This window comes from Tahibacter harae (assembly GCF_024437735.1).
Taxonomy (GTDB): domain Bacteria; phylum Pseudomonadota; class Gammaproteobacteria; order Xanthomonadales; family Rhodanobacteraceae; genus Tahibacter; species Tahibacter harae.
On the sequence record NZ_JANFQO010000021.1, the window covers coordinates 1 to 16,594 of the forward strand.

The 16,594-nt window shown below is 69.9% G+C and carries 11 protein-coding genes; all 11 read right to left on the reverse strand.

Annotated elements, in window-relative coordinates; translation table 11 throughout:
• Nucleotides 1–2,313 (reverse strand): S8 family serine peptidase (locus NM961_RS18765; RefSeq protein ID WP_255915948.1); only part of this gene is annotated, 2,313 nt, incomplete at its 3' end.
• A gap of 801 nt (nucleotides 2,314–3,114) precedes the next feature.
• On the reverse strand, nucleotides 3,115–4,488 hold the full coding sequence (locus tag NM961_RS18770) for a sensor histidine kinase (protein ID WP_255915949.1): 1,374 nt from the start codon (nucleotides 4,486–4,488) through the stop codon (nucleotides 3,115–3,117).
• Complete coding sequence (locus NM961_RS18775) at nucleotides 4,475–5,152, reverse strand: response regulator transcription factor (protein ID WP_255915950.1); 678 nt, start codon at nucleotides 5,150–5,152, stop codon at nucleotides 4,475–4,477. The genes NM961_RS18770 and NM961_RS18775 overlap by 14 nt, the downstream gene beginning before the upstream one ends.
• Before the next feature lie 141 nt (nucleotides 5,153–5,293).
• The gene (locus NM961_RS18780) at nucleotides 5,294–6,196 is read right to left on the reverse strand and encodes a cation diffusion facilitator family transporter (RefSeq protein WP_255915951.1); all 903 of its coding nucleotides are present in this window, start codon (nucleotides 6,194–6,196) and stop codon (nucleotides 5,294–5,296) included.
• A 10-nt stretch (nucleotides 6,197–6,206) separates the two neighbouring features.
• Nucleotides 6,207–8,507 carry an Orn/Lys/Arg family decarboxylase gene (locus NM961_RS18785; protein ID WP_255915952.1) on the reverse strand — a complete coding sequence of 767 codons (2,301 nt, stop codon included), beginning with the start codon at nucleotides 8,505–8,507 and terminating at the stop codon, nucleotides 6,207–6,209.
• Between the two features lie 180 nt (nucleotides 8,508–8,687).
• Nucleotides 8,688–9,206: a DUF4199 domain-containing protein gene (locus NM961_RS18790; protein WP_255915953.1), complete on the reverse strand. Its 519-nt coding sequence runs from the start codon at nucleotides 9,204–9,206 to the stop codon at nucleotides 8,688–8,690.
• Nucleotides 9,207–9,371: 165 nt separating this feature from the next.
• Nucleotides 9,372–9,896, reverse strand: coding sequence for a helix-turn-helix transcriptional regulator (locus NM961_RS18795; protein WP_255915954.1), 525 nt, complete (start codon nucleotides 9,894–9,896; stop codon nucleotides 9,372–9,374).
• Nucleotides 9,897–10,083: 187 nt separating this feature from the next.
• Nucleotides 10,084–11,682 (reverse strand): hypothetical protein, encoded by a 1,599-nt coding sequence (locus tag NM961_RS18800; protein ID WP_255915955.1) that lies wholly within the window; start codon nucleotides 11,680–11,682, stop codon nucleotides 10,084–10,086.
• 293 nt (nucleotides 11,683–11,975) lie between these two features.
• Complete coding sequence (locus tag NM961_RS18805; RefSeq protein WP_255915956.1) at nucleotides 11,976–12,836, reverse strand: XdhC family protein; 861 nt, start codon at nucleotides 12,834–12,836, stop codon at nucleotides 11,976–11,978.
• Between the two features lie 4 nt (nucleotides 12,837–12,840).
• Nucleotides 12,841–15,174, reverse strand: a complete 2,334-nt coding sequence (xdhB, locus tag NM961_RS18810) for a xanthine dehydrogenase molybdopterin binding subunit (RefSeq protein ID WP_255915957.1) — start codon at nucleotides 15,172–15,174, stop codon at nucleotides 12,841–12,843.
• Nucleotides 15,171–16,556, reverse strand: coding sequence for a xanthine dehydrogenase small subunit (xdhA, locus tag NM961_RS18815; protein WP_255915958.1), 1,386 nt, complete (start codon nucleotides 16,554–16,556; stop codon nucleotides 15,171–15,173). Before xdhA ends, xdhB begins: the two co-directional genes overlap by 4 nt.
• Nucleotides 16,557–16,594: the final 38 nt, after the last annotated feature.

A 16,594-nucleotide genomic window follows, 5' to 3' on the forward strand; every position in this document is an offset into this window, starting at 1 on the left:
GCCGAAGTTCCAGCTGCGCGAGACGATGCTGCCGTCGGAATCAGTGGAGCTGTCGGTGAAGTTCGCCGTCAGGCCGCTGGTGCTGCTGCTGAAGTTCGCCACCGGCGGCACGTTGGTGGTGCCCGTGGTGAAGGCGCCGCTGGCGGCCAGCGCGTACTTCTGCGGGCCGGTCGGCACGTTGATGCCGCGCACGCGCACGGTGTAGGTGCCGGCGGCCGGGCTGGCGAAGCTGATGCGGTGGACGTTGTTGCGGTTGTCGTAGTTGGTGGTCGTGGTGCTCTGGCTCGGATTGGCGTTGCTGACGCTGACGCCGGACGGCAGCTTCTGCGTCCACACATCGCCGTTGGGCGCGACCACTTCCAGGCGCAGGCTGTTGACCAGGGCCGGGTTGGCGTTGACCGCGGCGGCGACGTCGGTCCAGGTCAGCGTGACATTCAGCGGCTGGCCGGCGGCGACGTTGAGGGTGTGGGTGTCCACGCCGCTGGTCTGCAGGCCGGTCGGCGCATCGTGCACGTACAGGCGCAGGCCGTCGCCGTTGAAGTACAGCGAGTCGTCGAGCAGGATGCGGCCCCAGCCCTGCGACTGGCCCGGCGAGGTGCCGGCGCCGCTGCCGGTCATCGGCATCGCGCCGTTGATCAGGATGGCCTTGATCAGCGCGCCGGACGGATTGGCGATGGCGTCGGCGGCGTTCTTCTGGCCGCTGGGATAGAAGCCGCGCTGCAGGTATTCGCGCACCAGGGCGGCGAGACCGGCGGCGGTCGGCGTGGCCATGGAGGTGCCGCTCATGCTCAGCGTGCCGCAGGCGTTGCGCGCGGCGGAGATGATGCCGTTGCCCTGGGCGGTGATGTCGGGCTTGGTGCGGGCGTCGTTGGTCGGGCCGCGCGAGGAGAAGCTGGCCATGGCGCTGGCCGACGTGCCGCGCATGGTGGCGCCGACGGTGATCACGTTCTTGGCGTTGCCCGGGCTGCCGACGTTGTAGCCGGCCGGGGCGATGCTGCCGTCATTGCCGGCGGCGAACAGCAGCACCAGGTCGCTGCGGTCGCGGGTGACGTTGTCGGCGTCGCGGGCCTGGGCGTCATAGGTGACGGTACAGCCGGAGATGTACTGGCCGAGCTGGTTGACGCAGCCGCCGCCCCAGGAGTTGCTGTGCAGGCGCGCGCCGTTGCTGTAGGCCGTGTTGGCGGCGTGGTACGGATTGCCGCCGTGGCTGTTGAGATAGGCCAGGTCGCCGCCGGATTCCTGCATCACCAGCTTGGCGCCGGGGGCGGTGCCGTCCAGGTCGGTGTTGCCGCCCGGGGTGGTGAAGGTGTTGCAGTCCACCGGATTGGCGCTGTTGTTGCCGGCGATGGAGCCGGCGACGTGGGTACCGTGACCGTGGTTGTCGGTCGGCGTGGTGCCGGTCAGGCCGGACCACTTGTAGTACGCGATCACCTTGCGCGCATTGTTGTTCGGGCTGGCGATCGGCGCGCAGCTGGCGCCGCTGGTGCAGTTCACCACCGGGGTGGTCTGCGCCGGATCGTTGAACGAGCAGTGCGCCATGTGGATGCCGGTATCCAGCTCGCCGATGATCTGGCCGCAGCCGTACAGGCCGCGGTTGAACACCGGCAGCAGCGGCGAGGGCGAGTTCACATTGCTCTGGTGCAGCCAGTCGGCCTGCGAGTTCAGCAGGCGCATGGGCCAGCGGAAGCCGATTGCCGACACGCCCGGATCCTGCGCCAGCTGCAGCACGGCCTGCTGCAGCTGGGCGCGCTCGAAGCGCGCGAGCAGGCGGGTTTCGTTGCCGGCTTCCACCGTGCTGGTGAAGCTCAGGCCCGGCGTGCTGGCAAGGCGCGCCTGCACGCTGCTGCGGTCGCTGTTGCTGTTGAGGCTGATGACCAGTTCCTGGATCTCGCCTTCGCGCACGATGTTGCCGTCGCGCAGTTCCACCGCCACGTTCGGATCGATCTTGAAGGCCGGCAGGAACGGGCCGTGCCAGATCACGCCGCGCATGCCGTTCAGCCGGGTGCTCGCGTCCGGACTCATGCGCACGATGTAGGCGTAGTGCGGTGCATAGCCGATGATCTGTGCGCCGAGCTGTTCCACCGAGCGGCGGGTGCTGTCGCTGATCGGACCGCTGAACTTGATCAGGCGCAGATCGGAATTCTTGTACAGATCGACATTGCCCAGTTCCTGCAACGCCGGGTTGATCATGGTGACCTTGCCGGAGCACACATCCTGCTCGGCGCCGGCGAAGCTGACCAGGCATCGCTCGTCGGCGGCGTGAGCCGAAAATGACAAGGCGAGCGTGATGCCGATAAACAATGACTTACGCATGTGGACATTCCCTCGGTGGTGTCGACTGCGGCCTATGCATGCACCACCCCCGTGATGGCGTGCAGCGGCGTTGGATTCCGGCGGCGGCGGCGCCGCCGCCGGAGTGGGCCCACCGGATGCGCCGGCCGCCCCGCTGCGGCCGGTGTTCCGTGCGCCGGCGTCCGGCGCATCCGGTGGGAAAGTCATTCGGTCGTTGTTCGCGTGTTGCCGTTCCGCCGGCGCCTGCCGTCATGTCGGCGCGCGGTCGCTGCCCCCCGGCAGGTCGCGCCGTTCTATCCACTCGGCTTTCGGAGCCGCGGCAGCTCAGCGCCGCGGCCCGGCGCAGGCGTCCTGGCCGGCTTCCCCTCCGCCGCCGGACCGCGGGTGCCGTTGGCCGGGTGGGAATCACCCGAGCATGGGTGCTTCGGCGTGGAGTGGCATTGAAGAATTTCTAGGAAATTTATTTTTCTTGCAGGTGTTTGATAGTGCTGACTTATTTTGCGCAGCGCAGGGCGCCGGCGGGCGTGGGGCGGGCCGGCGCGGCCGGCGCCGGGGGGCCGTAAGGATTGGCGTCGCCAGTCTGCATGGCTGAGGCCGGCTTCATCCGCGGCCGTCTGGCCGCCGCGCAGAGCCGGGCCTGGGGCGGGCACGGAAGCCGGCAACGCCGTACCGGAGCGACAGTCCGCGGCGGTACGGGCGCGCCGCTGCCGCCGGCGCTGCCAGGCGGCGATGCCGCCGCCCGGCCGCTGCCGCAGCGGTAGCGGCGAGCCGGGGCCGGCATTGCAATCTGCGCTGGCGGATCGCCCACGTCGCCGCGTGCTGTCAGTCCACCGCCGCCCAGCACAACAGCGACACCTTGGCGCCGCCGCCGGCGCATTCGCCGATCTCCAGGCGGAAACTGTGCAGCCGCACGATGGCCGCGACGATGGCCAGGCCCAGGCCCTGGCCGGCCTCGGCCTGGGCGGTGGCGCCGCGGTAGAAACGCTGCACCACTGCGCCGCGGTCGCAGGCGCGGATGCCCGGGCCGTTGTCGATCACGTCGATGCGCGGTCCCTGCGCCTCCAGGGTGGTGCGCACGCGCACCTTGCCCTGGGGCGGGGTGAACTTGATCGCGTTGTCCACCAGGTTGGAAAGCGCCTCGAATACCAGGTGCGGATCGCCACGCACGCCGGGCACGGCGGCGGGCGTTTCCAGGCTGAAGCTGATCTGGCGGTCCTCGGCCAGCGGCGCGTAGATCTCGCCCACATGCTTGAGCGTCGCGATCAGGTCGACCTGGTCGAAGCCGGCGCGGCGGTGCATGTCCTCCAGCTCGGAGATGCGCAGCAGGGCGCGGAAACGGTCGAGCAGGGCGTCGGCATCGGCGATGGTGCGTTCGATCAGGGCGTGGCGCGCGTCTGCGGGCGGGGTTTCGTGCTGCAGCGCATGCAGCTGGGCGCGCAGCCGGGTCAGCGGCGTGCGCAGGTCGTGGGCGATGTTGTCGCAGACGCCCTTGACCTCGCCCATCAGCCGCTCGATCTCGGCCAGCATGGTGTTGACGATGCCGGCGAGCAGGTCCAGTTCGTCGCGGCGCGGCGATACCGGCAGGCGCTGGCGCAGATCGCCGCGCATAATGGGCTGTACCGCGGTCTCGATATGGCGCACGCGGCGCAGCGGCTGGCGGCTCAGCAGCAGCGCGCCGACGAGGCCCGGCAGCACGATCAGCGGCAGGCCCCACAGCGCGGCGCGCTGGATGATGGCGCCGACCGCGTCGACCACGCTGGTGTCGCGCGCCAGCACCAGCAGCTCGCCGCTGGTCAGGTGCACGGCGATGGCGCGGGCGCGGCGCGGATGGTGGCCCTGCACGCGCTGCACGCCGTCGCGCAGCAGGTGGACTTTTTCATCCAGCGGCAGATCCGGCGGAATGCGCGCGAGATTGCCTTCCAGCAACCTGCCGGCGCCGTCGAACAGGCCGTAGGAAATCACGTCGCGCAAATCCAGCGACTGCGTCACCGCCATGGCCTCGGGCAGGCGCGAGCGGTCGATAGTGCGGAAATAGCCGGTGATGTTGTCGAGCTTGATGTCGACCACGTTGGACAGGTAGCGCGTGGTATTCCACTGGATAACGCCCACCAGGGCCGCGCACCACAGCGCGAACAGGCCGCCATAGACCAGCAGCAGGCGGCTGCTGCTGGAGCGCCACAGATCAGTCAGCTTCAAGCAGATATCCCGAGCCGCGCACCGTGCGGATCAGCGCCGCGCTGCCGGGCGGGTCGATCTTGCGGCGCAGGCGGCCTATGTGCACTTCGATGACATTGGTGCCGGGGTCGAAGTGATAGCCCCAGACGGCTTCAAAGATCATGGTGCGGGTCAGCACCTGGCCGCTCTGCCGCACCAGGAATTCGAGCAGGCGGAATTCGGTCGGCAGCAGTTCCAGTTCCACCCCGCCGCGGCGCGCGACGCGGCCGATCAGGTCCAGCTCCAGGTCGGCCACGCGCAGCGTGGTCTCGCGCGCGGCCTGGCCGTGGCGGCGCAGCAGCACTTCCACCCGCGCGGCCATCTCGTCGGGGCTGAAGGGCTTGGTCAGGTAGTCGTCGCCGCCGGCGCGCAAGCCGCGCACGCGCTCGTCCACGTCCGACAGCGCGCTGATCATCAGCACCGGCGTCTGCACGCCGCTTTCGCGCAGGCGCGTGACCAGGGCCAAGCCGTCCAGCTCCGGCAGCATGCGGTCCAGGGTGATGGCGTCGTAGGCGCCGTCACGGGCGCGCTCGAAGCCGGCGCGGCCGTTGTCGGCCCAGTCCACGCTGAGGCCGCGGCGGGTCAGTTCCGCCACGATTTCCCGCGCCGTCACGGTGTCATCTTCGATGGTGAGCACGCGGGGCATGGACGGGACGGGCGGCGGCAGGGCGGGGCGCCCATATTCCCGCGCGCCGCGGCCGCGTGCAATTCGCGGCCGCGGCGCGCGGATGAAGAATTTTTCATCGGGCGGCCGGAAGCGTACCGCCGGGCCGGCCGCTGCGGCAGCTCAGAGCCACTCGCGCCGCGCGGTGAACACGATGGTCAGCCATTCGGCGCGGATATCGCTGCCCAGCTGGGCGGCGATCTCGGCGCGCACGCTGTCGATGTCGGCCATGCGCCCCAGCGCCGCGTCGGCGGGCAGCAGGATGACGATGTCGATGAAACGCATGCGCCCGACCTTGGCCACATAGCTCTGGTAGCCGAGATAGCCGCGCGCGGCGACCACGGCGTCCATCACCGTGCGCACCTTGGCGTCCAGCGCATCGGGTGCCAGTTGCAGCACTTCGCGCAGGGCACGGCCCAGGCTGGCCAGGGGCAGCGGCAGCAGGCCCAGGGTCAACGCCAGCAGCACGCCGGAGTCGATGTAGCGATTCCAGTGCGCCAGGCCGCTGCCGGCGAACAGCGCGGCCAGGGCGAAGCCCAGCAGCACGGCGAAATTGATGCAGCCGCCGATCAGCCAGCCGCGCGCATCCAGGGCCAGCAGCGTGGACTTGAGCTGGCGCCCCTTGCGGCGCAGGCGGGCGGCCATGGCCAGGCTGAACACGCCGACCAGGCCCGCCCAGGCCGCGCCGGCGCCGAAGGCGAAATCATGGCCGCCGTCGATCAGGTCCTGCAGGGCGCTGACCGCGGCATAGGCGCAGGTGGTCGCCATCACCGCGGAATTGAATACCACGATCAGCGGTTCCAGATGCCAGTGGCCGAACTGGAAGCGCCGGCTGCCGCCGCTGGCGACCAGGCGCGACACTGCCAGCGCGGCGGTGGTCAGCACCACGTCGATCAGCGAATAGAAGCCGTCGAAGGCCAGCGCCTGGGAACGCAGGATCAGGCCGGCGGCGACGCAGGTCGCGCCGACGATGAAGGTGGCAACGATGGAAAGGCGCAGCTGGCGCTGTTCCTGCAGCGTATCCATGGGGCCGGCCTCACTGCTTGAGCACTTCGACCAGATAGCGCGGGCCTGCGGGAGTCTGCTCCGCGATCAGTCCGTGGATATCCGACTCGAAGCCGGGAAACTGGCGGTTCTGCGCCCGTGCGATGCGCAGCGATTCGAGGATGGCCGAGTCGCGCGCGCCGAAGCGTTCGCCCGGCATGATGGTGGGAATGCCCGGCGGATACGGCACCAGCATGGTTGCGGCGATGCGGCCTTCGAGCTTGTCGATCTCCACCCGCTCGACTTCGCCGCGCACCAGGCAGTCGTAGGCCTCGGCCGGGATCATGGCCGGCTCGGGCAGGTCCACGTACATGTCGCGCATCACCGTGGGCACCTTGTGCGTCTTGTTGAAGGCGTGCAGCGCGCTGCACAGGTCGTGCAGGCCCATGCCGGCATAGGCCTGCGGGTGTTCCTCGACCAGGTGCGGCAGCGCATCGGCCAGCGGCGCGTTGGCGTCGTAGAGATCCTTGAACGCCAGCAGCTCGGTGGTCAGCGTGCTCCATTTGCCCTTGGTGATGCCCAGCGAGAACAGCACCAGGAACGAATACAGATTGGTCTTTTCCACCGTGATGCCGCGGCCCCAGAGGAAGCGGCTGACGACGCAGGCGGGAATGCCGGTCTTGCCCAGGCGCCCGTCCATGGACAGACCCGGCGTGAGCAGGGTGACCTTGATCGGGTCGATCAGCACATAGTCCCGCGGCAGCTCGCCGAAGCCGTGCCAGGCGGCGCCGGGTTCCAGCTTCCAGTCGTCCTGGCGCGTGGACACCGGCACGGCGGCGCGCTCGCCCTGTTCAAAACGTGTATGCAGCGATTCCGGCTCCCACACCTCGAACCACCAGTCGTGATCTTCCAGCTCGCCGCCGACATGCAGCATGGCGCGGCGGAAGGCGATGGCCTCCTTGTGCATCTGCTCGACCAGGCTGCGCCCGGCACGGCCGCGCATCATGCGCGAGGCGATGTCGCAGGAGGCGATCAGGCCGTAATGCGGCGATGTGGAGGTGTGCATCATGTAGGCTTCGTTGAAGCGCTCCACGTCCAGCGCGCGGCCGCGGCCGTTGCGCGCGTGGATCATCGAGGCTTGCGAGAACGCCGCCAGCAGCTTGTGAGTGGAATGGGTGGCGAAGATGACCGCGTCCTGCTCGCGCGGCTTGCCCTTGGCCATGGCGTAGTGGTTTTCATACAGCTCGTGGAAGGCGGCGTAGGCGTACCAGGCTTCGTCGAAATGCAGGTAGTCCACGCCGTCGCCGATGTCCTCGGCGATCTTCTCGGCGTTGTAGCACAGGCCGTCGTAGGTGGAATTGGTGACCACGGCGATGCGCGGCCGCGCACCGCGCGCGGCCTTCTTCGCCGCCTTGCGCGCCAGCGGATTGGCGGCAATGGCGCGGGCCATGGCGGCGGGGCTGAACTGGTCCAGGCTGATGGGCCCGATGATGCCGTGGGCGTTGCGGCTGGGGCGGAAATAGACCGGCACCGCGCCGGTCATGATCAGCGCATGCAGCAGCGATTTGTGGCAGTTGCGGTCGACGAAGACGATGTCGCCGCGGGCCACGGTCGCATGCCAGATGATCTTGTTCGAGGTCGAGGTGCCGTTGGTGACGAAGAAGGTGTGGTCGGCGCCGAAATTGCGCGCGGCCTCGTTCTCGGCGGCCTTGATGGGCCCCGTGTGGTCCAGCAGCGAGCCCAGTTCCGGCACCGAGACGGAAAGATCGCTGCGCAAAGTGTTCTCGCCGAAGAACTGGTGCAGGGCGCGGCCCACCGCCGACTTGGTGAAAGCCACGCCGCCACCGTGGCCGGGCGTGTGCCAGGAATAGTTCGACTGCGCCGCATGGGTGATCAGCGCCTTGAAGAACGGCGGCAGCAGGTTGTTCATGTATTCGTCGGCGGCGCGCAGCACCTGGCGCGCGATGAAGCTCTTGGTGTCCTCGAACAGGAAGGTGAAGCCGTGCACCATGCTCAGCAGCTTGGTCGGGATCTGCTCCACCGTGCGGCGTTCGCCGTAGAGGAAGATGGGCAGGTTGTCGCGCACGACCAGCTGCGTTTCCAGCAGGGCGTGCAGGCGGTCGAACTGGTGCGCACTGTCTTCGCTGCCGTCAATGGAGATCATCACCGCCGAGGCGGCGTTGTAGGCGCGGGCGCCGGCCTCGGCGTCGTCCATGGTCAGGCCGGTCAGCACGCGCTGGCCGTGGGCGCGGATTTCCTCGGCCAGGGCGCGGATCAGGATGCCGTTGATGCGCGGCGAATCGTAGTCGCCGTCGATGATGACGATGGGATAGTCGAGCGAATTGAAGTACACGGGCGGACTCCCTGCCGGAAAGCGCGAACAGGGCCGGAGTATGGCGGTTCTACCCCGGCGTGCGGCAGCCGGCGCGGTGGCGTTGTGTCACAAACGCCACCGATGTGAATTCCGCGTGTGCGCAGCGCCCTCCCGCTCCCGGATCCAGGCCGGCCCCGTTCTTCCCACTCCCGAATCCCCTTACCCCGACTTCTTCCACCGCGCGACCAGCACCGCACCCGGCACACTGATAAGAAGGCCGATCAGAAACACCGTCGCCGCCATCACCGCAGCCTGCAGCGGGTAGTTGTAGAAGAAGGGCCGCATGGCTTCCAGTTCCTGCAATTGACGGGCGATGGCCGCCGGCGCGGCGCCGGAATCGCGGATCTGCGCGGCGTAGAACGCGATCAGGGCCTCGGGCAGGGCGTCGCCGGCCAGGGCGTAGAACAGCCAGGTCGCCAGGCCGAACAGCAGGCCGGCGACCAGGCTGGTGCCGGCGCCTACGGCCAGCGCGGCGCCGAAACCCAGTCCGCCGCGGCGCTCGGCTTCGCGGCGCATGGCGAAGTAGGCGCAGCTCATGCACAGGAACATGCTGGCGTAGCCGACGATCTCGCCGACCTTCATCCACTCCGGCCGCGTGCCGAACAGGAAGTACGGGGCGAACAGCAGGACGGCAATCAGCACGCCGCCGATCAGGCCGTAGCGCAGACAGGTGTTCATCGGGCTTGCTCCGGTGATGGAAAGTGGCTGCAGGGTAGCCGCGGAGCAGGGGCGGGCGGCATCGCCCGGACGGGTGATTCACGTACGGGTGGCGGGTGAAAACCGGCGCGATCCGGGCCGGGACGGCGCTGACCGGGTCCGGTCGGCGCGCCACGCCCGCTTCAATCAGGCCAGCCCCTGCTGCCGCGCCACCTTCAGCGCCTCGGTGCGCCGGCCCACGCCGAGCTTGGCGTAGACATTGGCCAGGTGCGTCTTGACGGTGTTTTCCGACAGCGACAGCGTGCGCGCGATTTCCTTGTTGCTCAGGCCCTGGGCCAGCCAGTGCAGCACTTCGCGCTCGCGCTGGCTGAGTTGGCTGGCCGTACCCGCTGCTCCGGCGGCGGAGCCGGACAGTGGCGGGACGCCGGTAGCGTCTGGCGGGGCGACAGGGACGGCCTCGGGCTCGGCGCTGTCTTGCGGTTCGGCGGCGGAGATCGCCACCGGCGGCTGCGCTGCCGGCGCCGGAACCTGCGGCTTCCGCGCCAGGTGCAGCCCCACGCACAGCGCGACCGTCGCTATCGCCGCGCCGACCAGCTCGCGGCCCCAGCCCAGGCGCAACGGCGCGAGGCTGACCAGCCACAGACAGGCCAGCACCAGCGCGGCAAGGCCGCCGTAGCCCAACAGCAGCCGGACCGTCGTAAGTGAGCGCATGGGGCGAGGATAGCGCGGGCATCCGCCGCGGTGGACGCGGGAGACAGTTCACGCGCGCCGCCGCGGTCGGGCGCCAGACGTCCGATGGCGGCACCGGGCCGGATCCGGCAGGGCGCGGGGCGCCGCGGTCGGTCCGGTTCGCGCCCGCAAGCGCCCCGCGCCGTGAAGCGCGGGGCGCGCAGCGGCATCACGGCTCGCCGCAGTCGTACGTCTTCGCCGAGCAGGCGGCGATGTCCAGCTTGCGCTTGCCCGCGAGGGCGAGCAGCGCCGCGTCGGCGGAGTCGTCCTGCGGCGTGCCCGGATTGATCCGTTCCTTGTATGCCTTGATCGCCGCGCGCGTCTTGCGGCCCATGAGGCAATCGGGTTTCTCCGCGCCCACGGTGCATTGCACGGCGAGTATGTGCAGCGGATTCTGCAGGAAACCCGCATCCTCGCCGGCGCGGGGCGCGGCAGGGCTGTTCTTTGCCGGAGCCGCGGGCGCGTCGTCGGCGTCGGCCGGAGCTGCCGGGGCGGAAACCATCACGGTGACCGCGACCACCTTGACGCCGTTGGACTCGCGGATCAGCAAGGTCGGGCCCTTGCTGCCGGTGGCTTTCCGGCCCTTGACCACGACTTTGTACTTGCTGCTGTTGTCCTCGATGCTGTGCACCGGCTGCAGCTCGACATTCCCCACGCTGTCGCCGCTCAGCTTCGCGCTGGGATGGCCGCGTTCGTCGGTGACCAGGAAATCGAAGGTCTTGCCCGCCTCGACGGTGACCGTGGCATCGCCCGGTTCGACCTTGAAATTGTCCGCGATGCCGTCCGGGTTGCAGGCGCCGACTTCGTCGAACGATTGCGCGGCGACGCTGGCGAACTGCAGGTGCTGCTGCACGGCGGCGGTGGCGTCGAGCAGTTCCCGGGACGGATCGCTTTTGTCGCTGCCCCGCACGTTCATGCCCCGTGCTGCCAGGTCTGCAGGTGTCGCGCCGTCCGGTGCCGGCACCGCCGCGGGCGCCGCGAGCCGGCCGCTGCCGAACCCTTGCGCGAAGCCGGACATCGAGCCCGCCAGCGCGTAGAGGCTGGCCAGATCGGGCAGCTGCGCCAGCACCTGCTTGTTGACTTCGTTCGCCAGTAACGCGATGCGCGCGTGCAGCACGAAGCCCGAGCGCAGCAAATTGGCCTGCATCACCGTGCCGTCCCGGTAGGCATTCTCGCCCGCGGCAATTGCGTCGAGCATTTTCGCCGAGGCCGTGACACTGCGGCTTCGCTCACTGTCACTCGCCAGCGCGCCGGCGAGCCTGGCAAGATCGTCGCGCAGCGCGGCGGCGCGGCCCCTGGGCACCATCAGCGGCGCCGCGGCGATCACCGCGCAGCTCATCGCCGTGGCCCCGTGCAGATAGACCTGCTGGCGTGGGCTGGACGAAAAATAAGTGCCGGTCGCATAACTGGCGGCGCCCAGGGTGCCCAGCCGCAGCACGCGGTCCTTGAAGACTTCGCGCCCGCTCAGGCCGTAGTAGAGCGTCGCCGTCGCGGCGGCCAGTCCGGTCAGTGCGATGCCGCTGCGGAACTTCTGCTGGTTGGCGGCGGCGCGCAGATAGGCCAGCCGGTAGCCTTCCGCCAGCAGCAGCGCCTCGCACAACTGCGGCTCCAGTTCGGCGCAGCCGAGATTGGCCCCGCTCCTGTCGGCCGGATCGGCCGGCACCTCGAACAACCGGCGCTGGTCCAGCTCCGGCTTCACGTACGGATTGAAAACACCGGCGCAGCCCGTGAGCACCAGCGCAGCGGCAACCAGCATGACCCGGATCATGGCCTTTCCTCCCCTGTCGAGCGGCTGCCCGTGCCTTTCCTAGTGTCCTGAGACACCGCGATCTCTCAGGGGCGATGCAACTTTTTCCACCCTGCGGCCTTGTGCGGCGAGGTGCGGGTTTTGTGGCGATGGGGCGGTGAGGAACCGGCCTGCCGGCACAGCCGCTGCCGGGCGGCGCAACCGCCCGCTGCAGCGCCGCCGGGATGAGTCCGCGGCGAGCTGCTTTTCTGAAGCATCGACACCGGCTCTGAGGCGGAAGCGCCTCTGTCGCGCACGCAGATCCGCGGCGGTTCTCAGCCCGCCCGCCGCACCTGGATCAGCTGCGCCAGTATGCTGACCGCGATTTCCTGCGGCGTCTCGGCCTGGATCTCGATGCCGACGGGCGCCTGAAGCCGCTGCAGTGCGGCGGCGTGGTGCGGCAGGGCCTCGACCACTTCGCGTATGCGCCGGCGGCTGCCCATCATGCCGATGAAGCGCGGCGGGCGGTGGCAGAGCACGTCCAGTGTGGCGATGTCGGCGTGGAAATCGCGGTTGAGCAGTACCGCGTCCACGGTGCGTCCGGTGTCCAGCGCCATTGCCAGCCGGGCGTAGTCGCCGCTGAACACGGTGGCGCCGGCAAACAGGGCGGGATCGGCGACTTCGCCGCGGGAATCGAAGATCCAGATATTGAAATCGAGCTGGCGCGCGAGCTGGTACAAAGCCGCGCCGCAATGGCCGGCGCCGACGATCAGCAGGCGCGGATTGGGCCGCAGCCATTGCACGGCGCCGGCTGTTTCCGCGGGCAGCGCAGCCGCATGGCCGGCCTGCAGCTGCCCCGCGATCCGCTGCGCCAGCGCCAGATCCGCCGCGCCGTGCCAGCGCCGCAGCTCCAGCTGCATGCTGCCGCCGCAGATGCCGGCCGCGCCGCTGCCGCCGCCGAGATCGATTTCCAGCGACTCGCCAAGGCCGTCGGACGACAGCAGCTGCCGCGCGGCGGCGGTCACGCGCGCCTCGGCCAGGCCGCCGCCGACGCTCCAGGCGGTGCGGCCCCGCGCGATCAGCATGCGGCTGCCGGCCTTGCGCGGCGTGGCGCCGCGGGTCGCGGTCACCGTGGCCAGTACGACGGGTTCTGCCGCCAGCCACTGCGCCAGGCAGGAAAACAGCGCCTCATCCATGGATTCAGGCTTCCGCAGTGGCGGCCGCGGGCGCGCCGGCGGCCGCCGTGCCGCGCACGCTTTCTATCGCCAGGAACACGGCTTCCGGCGTAGCCGGCGATGCCAGCGTGACCGCGGCCGGCACCGCGGCGAAGGCGGCGACGGCATCGCGCAATGCCTCGCGCACGCTCAGCGCCAGCATCAGCGGCGGCTCGCCCACACCCTTACTGCCGAAGATCACCGACGTGCTGGGTTCACGACGGCGGCGGAACAGGCCGACGCGGAAATCCTGCGGCACTTCGCCCAGGGTGGGGATCTTGTAGGTGCTGGGCGCGTCGGTGAGCAGGCGGCCGGCGGCGTTCCAGCGCAGTTCCTCGCAGGTCAGCCAGCCCAGGCCCTGCACGAAGCCGCCTTCGATCTGGCCGCGGTCTATGCCTTCGGCCAGCGAATCGCCGACGTCGTGCAGCAGGTCGACCCGGCGCAAGGTGTGTACTCCGGTAAAACCGCATACTTCCACTTCCGCCACTGCCGCGCCGAAGGCGTAGTAGTAGAACGGATGGCCGCGGCCCTGTTTCGGATCCCAGCTCAGGCCCGGCGTGCGGTAGTAGCCGGTGGCCGAGAGGCTGATGCGTGCGTTGTAGGCCGCATGCGCCACCTCGGCGAACTCCAGGCGCGGGCTGCCGGGCGTATCCAGGAAGACCGCGTCGTCGGCGAAGCGCACCGCCTCGGGTTCGCCGCCGAGCATGGCCGCGGCGACGGGTGTCAGGCGCGCGCGCAGGGTTTCGCAGGCGGCCTTGACCGCCTGGCCGTTCAGATCCGAGCCGCTGCTGGCGGCGGTGGCCGAGGTATTGGGCACCTTGTCCGTGCTGGTGGCCATGATGCGGATGCGCGCATCGCTGACGCCGAGCACGCGCGCGGCCACGGCCAGCATCTTGGTATGCAGGCCCTGGCCCATCTCGGTGCCGCCGTGGTTGAGCTGGATGCTGCCGTCGGTATAGATGTGGACCAGTGCGCCGGCCTGGTTGTATTCGGTCTTGTTGAAGGAAATGCCGAACTTGACCGGCGTGATGGCCAGGCCGCGCTTGCGCGTGGAATGCTGCGCGTTGAATGCGGCCACGGCCAGGCGCCGGGCGGCGTAGTCGCTGTCGTGCTTGAGCTGCTGCCACAGCTGCGGCAGGTGGTTGTCCACCACCGGCTGGCCGTAGGGCGTCTGGTTGCGCGCGCCGTCGCCGTCGTCGCGGTAGAAATTGCGTTCGCGCACCAGATCGGCCGGCAGCTGCAGCGCGCCGGCGACGCGGGCGAGGATTTCCTCGCCGACCAGCATGCCCTGTGGGCCGCCGAAGCCGCGGAAGGCGGTGTTGGAGGCGAGGTGGGTCTTGGCGATCAGGCCGGTGATCGCAACGTGCGGGCAGTAGTAGGCATTGTCCACATGCACCATGGCGCGCATCAGCACCGGCGGCGACAGGTCGGCGCTCCAGCCGCCGTCGGCGTAAAGCGCCAGGCGCAGCGCGTGCAGCAGGCCGTCGCTGTCGTAGCCGACCTCGAAGCGGGCCAGGAAGGGATGGCGCTTGCCAGTCAGCTGCATGTCGAGCTGGCGGCTGAGCTTGATGCGCACCGGCCGGCCGGTGCGCCAGGCCGCCAGCGCGGCCACGGCGGCGAAGGAATTCGCCTGGGTCTCCTTGCCGCCGAAGCCGCCGCCCATGCGCAGGCAGCGGCAGACCACGCGGTTGGCCGGCAGGCCGAGCACGCGCGCGACGATGTGCTGGGTCTCGCTGGGATGCTGGGTGGAGGCGGTGACCTGGACCAGGCCCTCGGCGTCGATCTGCACCCAGCTGGCCTGGGTTTCCAGGTAGAAATGATCCTGCCCGCCGATCTTCACCTCGCCGTGCAGGCGCAGCGGCGCCGCGGCCAGGGCCTGTTCCGCGTCGCCGCGCTGCACCCGCGCCGGCGGCAGGTGGAAGGCCTGCGCGGCGATGGCCTGCTCGATGTCCAGGCAGGCGGGCAGGGCTTCATAGTCCACTTTTACCAAAGCGGCGGCGGCGCGCGCGGCGGCTTCGTCCTCGGCCACGACCCAGGCCACGGCCTGGCCGTGGAACTGCACCGTGTCGGCCGGAATCAGCGGTTCGTCGTGCAGGATGGGGCCGGTGTCGTTCTCGCCCGGGATGTCGGCCGCAGTCAGCACGCGCACCACGCCGGGGCTGGCCGCGGCGGCGGCCGTGTCCAGCGCAAGGATGCGCGCATGTGCGTGCGGCGCCTGCACCGGCCACAGGCTGAGCAGGCCCAGGGGCGGATTCTGTTCGTCGGTATAGACGGCGCGGCCGCTGACATGGCCGGCGGCGCTTTCGTGCTTGCGGCTCATGGCGCGGCTCCGGGCAGGTGTTCGGCCGCGAACTTGGCGAACAGGCTGGCGCAGAGCGCGCGGCGGTAGCCCGCGCCGGCGCGGTGGTCGCTGAGCGGCTGGAATTCCTCGCGCAGCAGGGCGAGGGCTTGGCCGAGCAGGGCCTGATCGAACACCTTGCCCAGCAGCAGGTCTTCCACGCGCCGGGCGCGCCGTGGGATCGCGGCCACGCCGCCGTAGGCCAGGCGCGCATGCCGCACCGTGCGCTGCGCATCCAGTTCCAGCGCGAACGCGGCGGCGACGATGCTGATGTCGTCGGTCTGGCGCTTGGCCACCTTGTACGCGGCGCTGAGTACGTGCGCGCGCCGCGGCAGGGTGACGGCGCAGATCAGTTCCTCGGGCTGGCGCGCGGTCTTGCGGTAGTCGAGGAAGAAATCGGCGATGGCCAGATCGCGCGCGCCCTGCGGGCTGCGCACCTGCACCGTCGCATCCAGCGCCAGCAGTACCGGCAGCAGGTCGCCGATGGGCGAGGCCGTGCCGAGATTGCCGCCCAGCGTGGCGCGGTTGCGCACCTGACGCGCGGCGAACCAGGGCAGCATCTGGTCCAGCGCCGGGAACAGGCCGGCCAGACGGCTTTCCAGCACCGACAGCGCGACGCCGGCGCCGATCTGCACGGCGTCGTCGCCGATGTGCAACTGCCTGAGTTCGGCGATGCGGTCCAGCGCGATGAAAACCGGCGCGACGCGCTTGCCGTGGCTGAGTTCCACCCCCAGGTCCGTGCCGCCGCCTATCCAGGCCGCGTCGGCGTGCTGCGCGCGCAGGGCGAGCGCCTCATCTACCGTCGCCGGGCTGAAATAGCTGCCGAGTGCGGCGCTGCCCGGCTGTGCTGCGTGTTCCAGTTCGGCGCTGAAGCGGTCCGCCGTGGGCGCCAGCGCGGCGAGCTGCTGCGTCGCCGCGCGGATCGGCCGGTAGCCGGTGCAGCGGCACAGATTGCCTTCGGTGGTGGTGTCGTCCAGTTCGCCGCCGTAGTAGCCGGCAAACAGGCTCATGACGAAGCCCGGCGTGCAATAGCCGCACTGCGAGCCGGCGCAGTCGACCAGGGCCTGCTGCACCGGATGCAGGCAGGTTTCGTCCGCGGCCAGGGCTTCCACCGTGAACACGCAGCGGCCGGGCAGGGCGCCCATGGGCAGCAGGCAGCTGTTGACCGCCCGGTAGTGCGCCTTGCCGGCGGCATCGGTCTCCAGCAGGGCGACGGTGCAGGCGCCGCAGTCGCCGTCGGCACAGCCTTCCTTGGTGCCGGCCAGGCGCCGGCGCTTGAGCCAGCGCAGCAGGGATTCGGTGGGATCGGTGTCGCGCAGGGCGACGCTTTCGCGGTTGAGCTGGAACTGGCAATCGGTCGTCATCGCCCAAGAGTAGCGCGCCGCGGCGGGCTTGGCACGGT

Bases quoted from the DNA above. Each gene is read 5' to 3' on its own strand.
- NM961_RS18805 (WP_255915956.1), bottom strand. From the start codon at position 12,836: ATGGATGAGGCGCTGTTTTCCTGCCTGGCGCAGTGGCTGGCGGCAGAA.
- xdhB (WP_255915957.1), bottom strand. From the start codon at position 15,174: ATGAGCCGCAAGCACGAAAGCGCCGCCGGCCATGTCAGCGGCCGCGCC.
- NM961_RS18795 (WP_255915954.1), bottom strand. From the start codon at position 9,896: ATGCGCTCACTTACGACGGTCCGGCTGCTGTTGGGCTACGGCGGCCTT.
- xdhA (WP_255915958.1), bottom strand. From the start codon at position 16,556: ATGACGACCGATTGCCAGTTCCAGCTCAACCGCGAAAGCGTCGCCCTG.
- NM961_RS18790 (WP_255915953.1), bottom strand. From the start codon at position 9,206: ATGAACACCTGTCTGCGCTACGGCCTGATCGGCGGCGTGCTGATTGCC.
- NM961_RS18800 (WP_255915955.1), bottom strand. From the start codon at position 11,682: ATGATCCGGGTCATGCTGGTTGCCGCTGCGCTGGTGCTCACGGGCTGC.
- NM961_RS18780 (WP_255915951.1), bottom strand. From the start codon at position 6,196: ATGGATACGCTGCAGGAACAGCGCCAGCTGCGCCTTTCCATCGTTGCC.
- NM961_RS18775 (WP_255915950.1), bottom strand. From the start codon at position 5,152: ATGCCCCGCGTGCTCACCATCGAAGATGACACCGTGACGGCGCGGGAA.